The organism is Pseudomonas sp. Marseille-Q5299 (genome assembly GCF_943737035.1).
Lineage (GTDB): Bacteria > Pseudomonadota > Gammaproteobacteria > Pseudomonadales > Pseudomonadaceae > Aquipseudomonas > Aquipseudomonas putida_E.
The window spans coordinates 82,512-94,231 of the sequence record NZ_CALSFR010000003.1 but is presented as its reverse complement, the minus strand read 5'-3'; the positions used below and the strand labels follow the sequence as shown (position 1 = coordinate 94,231).

Here is an 11,720-nt window from a genome sequence, read left to right as displayed (position 1 = left end):
GATCCACCATCTATATTAGACCTGTATCGCATGCCGGCCTAGCATCGAGTCACACCTTTGAAGTTGCCGGATATCAACGATGAACAACGACAACACCGCAGCCGTCGAGCTGCTGCTGACCCAGCCGGTACCGGATGCCATCGATGCGCAACTGGTCAGTGCCTACCAGGTGCATCGGCTGTATCGACATGACAATCCTCAACAACTGCTCGATGACGTCGGCCCTCGTATTCGTGGGGTGGTCACCGGTGGCGCCAAAGGCTTGGCCAATGCGCTGATGGATCAACTGCCAGCGCTGCAGATCATCGCCATCAGTGGCATCGGCACCGACGCTGTCGACCTGCACCACGCGGCGAAGCGCGGCATACATGTCACCACGACCCCGGGGGTGCTCACCGATGACGTGGCCGATATGGCCATGGGGTTGATCATCAACACACTACGCCGCCTGGGCGAAGGTGAACGTCTGGTGCGTGATGGCTTGTGGGGCACGGTCAACCTGCCGTTGGCGCGCAAGGTCAGTGGTAGTGCGTTGGGCATCGTTGGCCTGGGGCAAGTCGGCAAGGCCATTGCCCGCCGCGCTGCCGCCTTCGACATGCACATTGCCTACAACGGCCGGCGCGAACAGCACGGCTGTGGCTACCGCTTCGTCGCTGACCTGGTCGAACTGGCGCGTGCGGTGGATGTGCTGGTGGTAGCGGCCTCGGCTGATGGCGGCAAGGTGCTGGTGAGCGCCGAAGTGCTCGACGCGCTGGGCCCGCAGGGCTACCTGATCAACGTGGCGCGCGGCAAGTTGGTGGATGAGGACGCACTGGTCGAGGCCTTGCGCGAACGGCGCATTGCCGGTGCGGGGCTGGATGTGTTCGTCGATGAACCCCATGTGCCACCGGCTTTGTGTGACCTCAACCAGGTCAGCCTGCAGCCGCACCGAGGCAGCGCCACCCTGCAGACCCGCCTGGAAATGGGGCAAATGGTGCTGGACAACCTCGCAGCCTGCTTCCGCGGCGAGGTGCCGCCGAACTGCGCGTAACCCCATCGCCGGCAAGCCGGCTCCCACTGGGAGCCCACTGCTTTACAGCCCGGTGATGTACCTGTAGGCGCCGGCTTGCCGGCGATAGGGCCACTAGCGACACCACAAGGCCACACCTTCTCTGCACAAGAACAATCGCTTCCATCGAGAAGCAAGAGGGTACACATGAACAGCAAATCCGCCGTCGCCGCACCGCAGGCCGTCGCCGCAATCGGCCGCCATCGCTTCCTTGTCCTGGCGCTGATCTTTGTCATCACGGTCATCAACTATGCCGACCGCGCCACCCTGTCGATCACTGGCACCGAGGTACTCAAAGACCTTGGCCTGGACCCGGTCATGCTCGGCATGATCTTTTCTGCCTTCGCCTGGGCCTATGCCCTCGGCCAGGTGCCAGGCGGCTGGTTGCTGGACCGCTTCGGTGCACGCCGCGTATATGGCATCAGCCTGATTCTCTGGTCGCTGTTCACCCTGCTGCAAGGCACAGTGGGCTGGCTGGGCCTGGCCGGTGTGTCGGCTGCGGTGGCGTTGTTCTCCATGCGTTTCATGCTCGGCCTGGTGGAGTCACCGGCATTCCCGGCCAACTCGCGCATCGTCAGTTGCTGGTTCCCCACCCGCGAGCGCGGTACCGCATCGGCGCTGTTCAACTCGGCGCAGTACATGGCAGTGGTGGTGTTCGCGCCGCTGATGGCGTGGATGACCCACACGATGAGCTGGGAGCAGGTATTCATCTGGATGGGCGTGCTCGGCCTGCTGCTGAGCGTGGTGTGGTTCCGCCTTTACCATGAGCCGCACAGCGCACCAGGGTTGAGCCGTGAAGAGTTCGATTACATGCGTGAAGGCGGAGCGCTGGTCGACCTGGAAAAAGAGCGCAAGACGGCCAAGAGCAAACCGACCCGCGCGGAGCTTGCGCAGCTGTTCACCAGCCGCAACCTGTGGGCGGTCTACCTGGGGCAGTACTGCATCACTGCGCTCACCTATTTCTTCATCACCTGGTTCCCGATCTACCTGATCAAGGGCCGTGGCATGACCATCATGGAGGCCGGCTGGGTGGCCGCGTTGCCGGCGATCTGCGGCTTTACCGGCGGCATCCTTGGGGGCTTCGTGTCCGACTGGCTGATCCGCCGTGGCGTGCACCCGTCCAGGGCGCGCAAGACGCCGTTCGTGATCGGCATGGCGTTGTCCACCACCTTGGTGCTGGCCAATTACGTGGATGGCAACGCGGCGGTAATTGCCCTGATGACCTTGGCATTCTTCGGCAAGGGCCTGGCAGCGGTGGGTTGGGCGGTGCTGTCGGATGTGGCACCGAAGAAAATGGTCGGCCTGTGCGGTGGCGTGTTCAACGGCATCGGCAACATTGCCGGCATCGTCACCCCGCTGGTGATCGGCTACGTAGTGGCCAGCACCGGCTCCTTCGACAACGCACTTTGGTTCGTGGCCGCCCACGGCGTGCTGGGGATCTTCGCTTACCTGTTGCTGGCCCGGCGCTTCGAACGGACGGGGCAGGCGTAGGCAGACGCCTGAGCAACAGAGGCCCCGGGAGACCGGGGCTTTTTTGTATTTGTTACGCATACCCAGATGAAAAACAAAACCCTCAAATGGCCATCAGGCGCGTCTGGACATGCCATCCACGACATCTGACGTTTATGGAAAAGCGCTGTCGTGATCGAACAGTTGCGAGGCGTTCTCGTGTAATTTCCTGCAGCCTCAGCCGGCTTAAATGAACCCCGAACCGCACTGGCGCCCTGCTTTGTGACGCGCGCCAAAGATCAACAACAGCGCGCCAGCAAGGTGTCGACTCATTGAATCCAAAGGAGATATTTTCGCCTACGCCTGCCCGTCCTTCCTTGTGTCAGCAAAAAGAGAACAACATCAATGAACACCGTGGGAACTGATGGCAACCTTGCACAAGGTTTCAAGCCACGTCATGTAACGATGCTGTCCATCGCGGGCATCATCGGCGCCGGTCTTTTCGTCGGCTCCGGGCACGCCATCGCGGCAGCCGGGCCAGCCACCATTGTTTCTTACTTCGTGGCCGGGACCCTGGTGGTGCTGGTCATGCGCATGCTCGGCGAAATGGCCGTGGCGCACCCCGACACCGGTTCGTTCTCCACCTATGCCGACCAGGCCATCGGCCGCTGGGCCGGCTACACCATCGGCTGGCTGTACTGGTGGTTCTGGGTGCTGGTGATCCCGATCGAAGCACTGGCCGCCGGGCATGTGCTCAACGCCTGGTTCCCACAGGTGGACAGCTGGATCTTCGCCCTCGCTTCGGTGCTGCTGCTGGCGTGCACCAACCTGTTCAGCGTGGCCAAGTACGGTGAGTTCGAGTTCTGGTTCGCCATTCTCAAAGTCACGGCAATCCTTTGCTTCATCGGCTTGGGCTTTGCGGCCCTGATGGGCTGGTTGCCCAACCGCGAAGTCAGCGGGTTGAGCGGGTTGATGAGCGCCTACGGCGGCTTTGCGCCCAACGGCTGGTCTGCCGTGATCGGTGCATTCATCACCGTGATGTTCAGCTTCATCGGCACTGAAGCGGTGACCATTGCCGCCTCCGAATCCAGCGACCCGTCGCGTAACATCGCCAAGGCCACGCGCTCGGTGATCTGGCGTATCAGTACCTTCTACATCCTGTCGATCTTCGTGATCATCTCGATCGTGCCGTGGAACGACCCGCAGCTTGCGGTGGTGGGTTCTTACCAGCGTGCGCTGGAAATCATGAACATCCCCAATGCCGCCTTCATGGTCGACCTGGTGGTGCTGGTGGCCGTGACCAGCTGCATGAACTCATCGATCTATATCGCTTCGCGGATGATGTACTCACTGGCCAAGCGTGGTGATGCACCGGCCTTCCTCAACAAGACCTCCAAGGTCGGCGTGCCACGCGCTGCCGTGTTCGGCAGCACCCTGATCGGCGCGGCCATCGCCATCCTCAACTACTTCGCACCCAAGGGTGTGTTCGAGTTCCTGCTGGCCAGCTCCGGCGCCATTGCGCTGCTGGTTTACATGGTCATCGCCATCTCCCAGCTGCGCATGCGCCGCCGCCTGGAGCGTGAAAACGCGGAACTGAAATTCCGCATGTGGCTGTTCCCTTGGCTGACCTGGGCGGTGATCATTTTCATTGGCGGGGCGCTGGCGGTGATGATGTATACGCCCGAGCACCGGGTGGAGGTGACCGCTACATTGAGCCTGGCAATCTTCATTTCCTTCCTTGGCATCGTCACCGCGCGCGGTCATGAACGACAGGCGGCGGGGGTGCGCTCGCTCGGTTGAGCGGCGGCGGTGATACCTCCATGGTGGCCGGGTTGATCGGCCACCATGGACCGATGGCGTGATGTATCCGTGCCATCACTTTTTTCGTACACTCCGGTCTCCTAGCTTGCAAGGGAGTGTGCAACATGTGTCGTGGGATTCGACTGGCCTTGGCCTTGAGTATGTTGCACCTGCCACTGGCGCTGGCCAATGAAGCACCAGGCGACCCGCTGCTGGACACGCCGAGCGTCGGTAACACGGGCGGCGAGCACAGCGCCCGTGGCGTGTTGCGCGCGCGTCACCAGGCAGTGCTGGCCAGTGAGCTGGCCGGGCGTATCGTCGAAATGCCTTATGCTGATGGCGAGGCCTTCAAGAAGGGCAGCACCCTGGCGCGCTTCGACTGCTCGGCCTACCAGGCCCAGCTCAATGCCGCTCAAGCGGCGGTGCGCGCAAGCCGCGAAGAGCTCAACCACAACCGTCAACTGGCCGCATTGAAATCGGTGGGGCAGTTCGAGGTATCGCTGGCTGAGGCCAAGCAAGCCCAGGCCCAGGCCGAAGCCCAGGTCTACCAAGTGCAGGTCAAGCGCTGTGTGGTCACTGCCCCGTTCGACGGGCGAGTGGTACAACGCCGTGCCCAGCCTCACGAAAGCGTCGCCAACGGCGCACCGCTGGTGGAGGTGGTGGACAATCGTTCGCTGGAAATCCAGCTGCTGGTGCCTTCGCGCTGGCTGGCCAGGCTCAAGCCTGGGCAAAGCTTTCAGTTCACCCCGGATGAAACCGGTCAGCCGCTGGGCGCCACGGTCAAGCGTGTGGGCGCGCGAATCGATGAAGGCAGCCAGACGCTGCTGCTGATCGGCGAACTGCCCGCAGATGCTCACGGTTTGCTGGCGGGCATGAGCGGTACGGCCAGCTTTGCGCAGCAGCCATGACCGCCGCTGCCCATGGTACGGCGGAGCGGGCCTTCGCCTTGTTTCTGGGGCTGCAGCGCCAGGCGCGCCAGGCCACCAGTACCGAGCAGCTGGCGTATGCCATGGTCAACGACGGCCAGGCGATGTTTGGTTTTCGCCATGCCGCGTTACTGATCGCCGGCAAGGTGCAGGCGCTGACAGGCATCAGCGTGGTGGAAGCCAATGCACCGTTCGTGGCCTTTGTCGAACGTGCCGTGGGCAAGTTGCAGGCAGCGGGTGTCGCAGGGCAAGCCGGCGAGGTGGAACCAAGCGTGCTGGATGCCCAGACCCTCGCCGACTGGCAGGCGTTGTCGGCAGGGCAAGCCTTCTGGTTGCCATTGCACGACCGCAAGGGTGAGGCCTTCGGCGGCTTGTGGCTGGCCCGCGAGCAGGCGTTCAACGCCGCCGAGCAGGCCTTGCTGGTGCAGTTGGGGGAAACTTATGCGCATGCCTGGCAGGCGCTGAACCCGGTGCGCCCTTGGCGCCTGCGCTGGCCGCGGCGGCGCTTGCTGGCGGTGCTGGCGGCCGCGCTGCTGTTGCTGTTGCTGCCGGTGCGCCAGTCGGTGCTGGCACCGGCCGAGGTGGTGCCGCGCGGTGGCTGGGTGGTGGCGGCGCCGCTGGACGGGGTGGTGGCCGAGTTCCTGGTCAAACCCAACCAGCGTGTGACGGCGGGGGATTTGCTGGTGCGCTTCGATGCCACCGCCCTCAAGGCCCAGGCCGATGTTGCCGCACGCACCTTGGGCGTGGCAGAGGCCGAACTCAAGGTCAGTACCCAGCGCGCCTTTACCGATGCCGACTCCAGCGCGCGCCTGGACTTGCTGGCCGCACGCGTGGAACAGAAACGCGCCGAACTCGACTATGCCCACCAGTTGCTGGCGCGCAGCGAGATCCGCGCCGAACGTGACGGCATCGCGGTGTTCGCCGATGCCGAGCGCTGGACTGGCAAACCGGTGCAGACCGGCGAGCGGCTGATGCAACTGGCCGACCCTGTGCACGCCGAACTGCGCCTGGAATTGCCGGTCGGCGATGCCATCGCCCTGCAGCCGGGGGCCGAGGTGGCGCTGTTCCTTGACAGTGACCCACTGCATCGGCACGTGGCGCAGCTTGAACGTGCCGCCTACGAGGCGCAAACCACCGCCGCCGGGCAGCTTGCCTACCGGCTGGATGCGACCTTCGTCGAGGCCTCACCACGCATCGGCCTGCGCGGTACGGCAAAGCTGTACGGCGAACGCGCGCCATTGGCCTATTACCTGCTGCGCCGGCCTCTGGCGGCCCTGCGCCAAGGGCTGGGCCTGTAATGTTGCCGGCGCTGCGTGCGGACCTGCAGCTCTCGCCAGCGGCACCGGCGTTGGACGGTGCCCCGCAATGGACCTTGGCCGACCCGTTGCGCGGCCGTTATTTCAAGCTCGGCGCGGCAGCGGTGCGTTTGCTCCGCCACTGGCCGCTGGGTGAGCCGCAACGGGTGCTGGCAGCTGCCAATGCCGAGCCGGGCCTGCCCCTGGATACTCAGGCGGTAGAGGACCTACTGGCGTTTCTCGGCCACCACGACCTGCTCAGCGCCAACGATCCCAAGCAGCGCCAGAGCTATGCCGTGAAGGCCGCCGCCAGCCAACAGGGCCTGTGGCACAAAGCGTTGCACCAGTACCTGTTCTTCCGCATCCCGCTGTGGCGCCCGGATGCCTTTCTCAACCGTACCTGGCCGCTGCTCGAGCGCCATGGTGGCTGGCTGCTGCGCGTTGGCCTGCCGGCGCTGCTGGTGCTTGGCCTGTTCCTGGTGATTCGTGACTGGTCGCGCTTCATCGCCACGTTCCCGCACCTGTTCAGCCTCGGCGGCATGCTCGCCTTTGGCCTGGCCCTGGCTTTCGCCAAGCTATGCCACGAGTTCGGCCATGCCTACATGGCCAAGCGCGCGGGCTGTCGTGTGCAGAGCATGGGGTTGGCGTTCATGGTGCTGCTGCCTATGTTCTACACCGATGTCAGCGATGCCTGGCGCGTCAGCGACCGGCGCTCACGGCTGCTGATAGATGCAGGTGGCGTATTCGCCGAGCTGGTACTGGCGGTGTTGGCACTGCTGGCCTGGTCGCTGCTGCCCGATGGGCCGCTACGCACAGCAGCGTTCATGCTGGCCAGTGCCACGTGGATCACTACCTTGCTGGTCAACCTCAACCCGTTCATGCGCTTTGACGGGTACTTTCTGGTCAGTGACCTGTTAGGCGTGGAAAACCTGCAGCAACGCGCGTTTGCCCTGTGCCGGTGGCGCTTGCGCGAGGCGTTGTTCGGCTATGGCGAGACGATGCCCGAGCCGTGGCCACCGGTAATGCGCCAGCGCCTGCTGATATGGGGCTATGGCGCCTGGGTCTGGCGGGCGCTGTTGTTCTTTGGTATCGCCCTGGCGGTGTATCACCTGTTCTTCAAGGTGCTGGGCATCTTCCTCATGCTGGTGGAACTGGTGTGGTTCATCGGCTTGCCGGTATGCAAGGAGCTGCAGCAGTGGTGGCTGCGCCGTGACCAGGCCCAGCCGCGCAAGGCGCTGGGGCTTGGCCTGGGGTTGATGCTGCTGCTGGCGCTGCTGGCCGTGCCTTGGCGCAGTGCAGTGGAGGTGCCGGCGATGCTCGAGGCGTCGCGGGTGAGTGCCTTGCATGCACCTGTGGCGGCGCGAGTGAAGCAGTTGCAGGTGCACGATGGCCAGACGCTCGCTCAGGGGCAGTTGCTGCTGGAGCTGGAATCGCCGGACCTGGATTCGCGCCTGAAGATCGTGCGCCGCGAAATAGAAATTCTGCAGTTGCTGTTACGCCGTCAGTCCGGGCGCAGCGCTACCGCCAGCGATGCCGGGGTGCTCGAGCAGCAACTGGCCGAGGCAGTGGCCGAGTACCGTGGCCTTGCCGCGCAGCGTGAACGCTTGCAATTGCGCGCGCCGGGTGCGGGAGTGTGGCGCGACATGCCCAGGGACCTGCAGGCGGGGCAGTGGGTCAATACAGGCCAGGCCCTGGGGCGGGTCGTCGAACCGGGGGTGCGCCTGCGTGGTTACTTGGGCGAGGCCGATTTGTGGCGCGTGGCGGCTGGCAGTGAAGGACGCTTCATTGCCGATGACCCGGCTCGGGCGGCGTTGCCCGTGCGTGTGGAGCAGGTGGATGCTACCGGGGTTGCCGCGCTGGAACTGCAGGCGCTGGCGTCTGACCGGCATGGCCCGGTGGCCGTGCGCCGCGACGGCCAACAGCGGGCCCAGCCGCTGCAGGCGCAGTACGGGGTGCGCCTGAGCCCGCTGACGGATGTGGCTGATGTGGCCCAGCCGTTGCGTGGGGTGGTGGTGCTCGAGGGTGCCCGCGAGTCGCTGCTGGGCGCTGCCTGGCGCCGGTTGGCAGCCTTGGGAGTGCGCGAGAGTGGTTTCTAGTGCGAATTCACTGCAAGGAGCAGCCATGAGCGAAGTCTCGCTGCCGCTATGTTCCCGACTGCCTCTTGCCATGGACCTGCCGGCATTGCTGCAGGCTTTGGCACGGGTGGAGGCAGGGGCCTGGCAGGCGCATTTCAACCGCGGTTATCACGAGGGCGACTGGAGCGGTGTGGCGCTGGTCAGTGCCGAGGATGCTCCTGTGCCGCTTGCACCGGGCCGGGGCGCGCCTGTGAGGCAGGACTGGTGGCGCCATGAGACGGCGTGGCAGGCCGCGCTGGGGCCATTTCGCGCATCCCTGCAGGCCGCACGTCTGCTGCGCCTGGGCGAGGGCGCGCGGATTCACGAGCACCGAGACCCGGACCTGGGGCGCCCTGGAGGCTGCCTGCGCCTGCATGTGCCATTGCTGAGCCCACCTGGTGTTGAATTTATCGTCGACGGCCTGCAGGTCCCCATGCAGGCTGGCGAGTGCTGGTTCGTTGACCTGTCGCGTGCGCATCGGGTGCACAACCCCGGCCCCGGTGAGCGTATCCACCTGGTGCTCGACTGCTTGGCCGACAACTGGCTGCTCGGGTTGATCGAACAGGGGCGGGCACTAACCCCGGCATTGAGCCCGGGGCGGGCAGTGCAGGCTTTCGAGCGCTTTCGTGAGCAAGTGGCGCATACCCCTGCACTGGCAGCCAGCCTGCAGACACTGGACGATCCACGGGCATTCGTGGCAGCGGCCATTGCCCTCGGTGCAACCATGGGCCTGGTCTTTTCCGAAGCCGAGGTGCTGAGTGCCATGCGCCAAGGCAAGCAAGCATGGAGCGATCAATGGCGAATCTGAATGCGTCAGGCGGTTTTGACGGCTGGATGCCCATTCGCCTGTGGCGTGACAAGGCTGAGTGGCGCCTGGACTGGTGCTGGTTTGGCCAACAGCCCCTGACCAGGCCGTTTTTCCGAGACGACGTCGATCAGGCCTTACGCCTGCCGTTCAACCAGGCCCTGCGCCGCGACACCAACTTGCAGGCACTGTTGGACTGGCAAGTGCGCAGCCCAGGCCTGGCACCTTCGGTGCTGGTGTTCCATGCCTCGCGATGTGGCTCCACGCTGATCGCACAACTGTTGGCCAGCCAGGCGCGCAACATCGTGCTCAGTGAGCCGCCACCCCTGGACAACCTGCTGAGGGCATCGCTGCAGGACCCAGGCGCCAAGGACTGGCAGGCCGAAGGCGTGCGCGCACTGCTTTCAGCCTACGGCCAGCGCCGCCAGGGCGATGAGCGCCAGTTGGTGATCAAGCTTGATGCCTGGAACGTGTTCGAGGCGCCCTTACTGGCCGAACTGTACCCCGAAGTGCCGAGGATCTTCCTCTATCGCGACCCACTGGAGATCGTTGTCTCGCAGTTGCGCCAGGCCGGCATGCACCGGGTGCCGGGCCTGCTTGGCGCCTCGCTGCTGGACACCTTGCTGGGCAGCGGCAAGGGCATGGACACGGTGCAATACACCTGCCGGGTGGTAGGCGAGATCCTCAAGGCCGGCCTGCAGCTATGCCGGGAACACGGCGGCATTGCCGTCAACTACAGTGAACTGCCTGAGGCCATCTGGGGGCGCCTGGCCCCAGTGTTCGGGGTGATGCCCAGCGATGTGCCGAGGTTGCGTGAAGTGGCAGCGTTCGATGCCAAGCAACCGAGCATGAACTTCAGTGCTGACAGCCAGCGCAAGCGAGCACAAGCCAGCGAGCAAGTAATTGAAAATGTGCGTCAATGGGCGCTAGAGCCCTATAAGTGCTTGGAATTCATACGCTTGCATAACGCCTGAAAACTGGCGCCAAAAGGCTTCGAACACCTGTTTGAGGAAACTGTGTAAATCGCCCGACACAGTGGTGGCGATTTGCCTCGTCAATCGACTACGCTCTACGCCATCGTGTAGGACAATCCACTTGGAAGTGCTCCCCCACCATGGGGTAACTACAGCAGGGAAGCGTGACCCGATGTCGACCTCTGAAGTGCTTCTCCGTCCCGTGGTGGACGCTGACCAAGTGTTTCTGCGCGCCTTGTACGGTACCACCCGGGCCGCCGAAATGGCCGCGCTGGCTTGGGACCAGGCAACGATCGAGCATTTTCTCGACCAGCAGTGGCGTGCCCAGCACCTCCATTACCAGGCGCAGTACCCCGAAGCCTGCTTTCTGATCATCGAAACCGCCAACGAACGTATCGGTCGTGCTTCCCTGCAATGGGCCGACAGCCACCTGCAGATCATTGATATGGCAATTTTGCCCGCCTGGCAGGGCCAGGGTATCGGCTCTCGTCTGCTGCGCCAGTGGCTGGCACAGGCTGACCGCCAGGGCCTGAGCGCCGGTTTGCACGTCACTTCGCACAGCCCGGCAGTGCGCCTGTATCGGCGCAGTGGCTTCGCGGTTGTCGAGGACAATGGCCTGTACCTGAAGATGCATCGTTCCTGAACCCATTTCGCGGGCCACCTGGTCCGCCTTGCAGGTAGTCATAGGAGAGCAGCAAATGGATCCGTTTCTCGGTGAGATCAAGATGTTTGCAGGCAACTTCGCGCCTCGCGGTTGGGCATTCTGCCAAGGTCAGCTGATGAGCATTGCCCAGAACAACGCGTTGTTCGCACTGCTTGGCACCACGTATGGCGGTGATGGCCGGACCACCTTCGCCCTGCCAGACCTGCGCGGTCGCGGGCCAATCGGTTTCGGCACCGGGCCAGGCCTGGCCGATGTGGTGCAGGGCGAAGCTGGCGGTGTCAACGATGTCACGCTGTTGCAGTCGAACATGCCGATGCAGCAGGCGGTGATCCCTGCCCAGACCGTTTCGGTGGCCATACCGGCGGTGGAAGGCGATGCCAACGCTGCGGCACCTTCGTCTGGCAACGTGCTGGCCAAGTCTTTTGACAGTTCGGGGGCAGGGGCGGCGGCGGATATCTATTCCAGTGACGTGCCCAACACCAGCCTCAAGCCGTTCAACGTCACGGTGCCTCAAACCAGCGTCAACTTGGGTGGTGCCTCGCTGCCTGTTTCTGTGCAAAACCCCTACCTGGGCATGAACTTCATCATCGCCCTGGAAGGCATCTTCCCGAGCCGTAACTGAGTCAAGGCAGTGCAGTTCATCGC

Annotated in this window: 10 protein-coding genes; all 10 read left to right on the top strand. The window is 63.9% G+C overall.

Annotated elements, in window-relative coordinates; genetic code table 11:
- Positions 1-79: 79 nt before the first annotated feature.
- The 10 genes from NGJ21_RS09065 (at position 80) to NGJ21_RS09020 (ending at position 11,697) form a co-directional block, all read left to right on the top strand.
- Positions 80-1,030: a 2-hydroxyacid dehydrogenase gene (locus NGJ21_RS09065; protein WP_251962039.1), complete on the top strand. Its 951-nt coding sequence runs from the start codon at positions 80-82 to the stop codon at positions 1,028-1,030.
- 165 nt (positions 1,031-1,195) lie between these two features.
- On the top strand, positions 1,196-2,539 hold the full coding sequence (locus NGJ21_RS09060) for an MFS transporter (protein WP_046785158.1): 1,344 nt from the start codon (positions 1,196-1,198) through the stop codon (positions 2,537-2,539).
- 363 nt (positions 2,540-2,902) lie between these two features.
- Positions 2,903-4,297, top strand: a complete 1,395-nt coding sequence (gene gabP / locus NGJ21_RS09055) for a GABA permease (protein ID WP_012312603.1) — start codon at positions 2,903-2,905, stop codon at positions 4,295-4,297.
- A 161-nt stretch (positions 4,298-4,458) separates the two neighbouring features.
- On the top strand, positions 4,459-5,205 hold the full coding sequence (locus tag NGJ21_RS09050) for an efflux RND transporter periplasmic adaptor subunit (RefSeq protein WP_502943530.1): 747 nt from the start codon (positions 4,459-4,461) through the stop codon (positions 5,203-5,205).
- A complete protein-coding gene (locus NGJ21_RS09045; protein WP_204919534.1) occupies positions 5,202-6,521 on the top strand; it encodes an efflux RND transporter periplasmic adaptor subunit in 1,320 nt (439 codons plus the stop codon). The genes NGJ21_RS09050 and NGJ21_RS09045 overlap by 4 nt, the downstream gene beginning before the upstream one ends.
- On the top strand, positions 6,521-8,614 hold the full coding sequence (locus NGJ21_RS09040) for a biotin/lipoyl-binding protein (protein WP_251962037.1): 2,094 nt from the start codon (positions 6,521-6,523) through the stop codon (positions 8,612-8,614). Before NGJ21_RS09045 ends, NGJ21_RS09040 begins: the two co-directional genes overlap by 1 nt.
- 25 nt (positions 8,615-8,639) lie before the next feature.
- On the top strand, positions 8,640-9,440 hold the full coding sequence (locus NGJ21_RS09035; protein WP_251962036.1) for an aspartyl/asparaginyl beta-hydroxylase domain-containing protein: 801 nt from the start codon (positions 8,640-8,642) through the stop codon (positions 9,438-9,440).
- Positions 9,428-10,411, top strand: a complete 984-nt coding sequence (locus NGJ21_RS09030; RefSeq protein ID WP_251962035.1) for a sulfotransferase family protein — start codon at positions 9,428-9,430, stop codon at positions 10,409-10,411. Before NGJ21_RS09035 ends, NGJ21_RS09030 begins: the two co-directional genes overlap by 13 nt.
- 172 nt (positions 10,412-10,583) lie before the next feature.
- Positions 10,584-11,054: a GNAT family N-acetyltransferase gene (locus NGJ21_RS09025; protein WP_251962034.1), complete on the top strand. Its 471-nt coding sequence runs from the start codon at positions 10,584-10,586 to the stop codon at positions 11,052-11,054.
- A gap of 55 nt (positions 11,055-11,109) precedes the next feature.
- Complete coding sequence (locus NGJ21_RS09020) at positions 11,110-11,697, top strand: phage tail protein (RefSeq protein ID WP_196997434.1); 588 nt, start codon at positions 11,110-11,112, stop codon at positions 11,695-11,697.
- The last annotated feature ends 23 nt before the right edge of the window (positions 11,698-11,720 follow it).

Excerpts from the sequence above, each read along its gene's own strand:
- NGJ21_RS09065 (WP_251962039.1), top strand. The coding sequence starts at position 80 with ATGAACAACGACAACACCGCAGCCGTCGAGCTGCTGCTGACCCAGCCG.
- NGJ21_RS09060 (WP_046785158.1), top strand. The coding sequence starts at position 1,196 with ATGAACAGCAAATCCGCCGTCGCCGCACCGCAGGCCGTCGCCGCAATC.
- gabP (WP_012312603.1), top strand. The coding sequence starts at position 2,903 with ATGAACACCGTGGGAACTGATGGCAACCTTGCACAAGGTTTCAAGCCA.
- NGJ21_RS09050 (WP_502943530.1), top strand. The coding sequence starts at position 4,459 with ATGTTGCACCTGCCACTGGCGCTGGCCAATGAAGCACCAGGCGACCCG.
- NGJ21_RS09045 (WP_204919534.1), top strand. The coding sequence starts at position 5,202 with ATGACCGCCGCTGCCCATGGTACGGCGGAGCGGGCCTTCGCCTTGTTT.
- NGJ21_RS09040 (WP_251962037.1), top strand. The coding sequence starts at position 6,521 with ATGTTGCCGGCGCTGCGTGCGGACCTGCAGCTCTCGCCAGCGGCACCG.
- NGJ21_RS09035 (WP_251962036.1), top strand. The coding sequence starts at position 8,640 with ATGAGCGAAGTCTCGCTGCCGCTATGTTCCCGACTGCCTCTTGCCATG.
- NGJ21_RS09030 (WP_251962035.1), top strand. The coding sequence starts at position 9,428 with ATGGCGAATCTGAATGCGTCAGGCGGTTTTGACGGCTGGATGCCCATT.
- NGJ21_RS09025 (WP_251962034.1), top strand. The coding sequence starts at position 10,584 with ATGTCGACCTCTGAAGTGCTTCTCCGTCCCGTGGTGGACGCTGACCAA.
- NGJ21_RS09020 (WP_196997434.1), top strand. The coding sequence starts at position 11,110 with ATGGATCCGTTTCTCGGTGAGATCAAGATGTTTGCAGGCAACTTCGCG.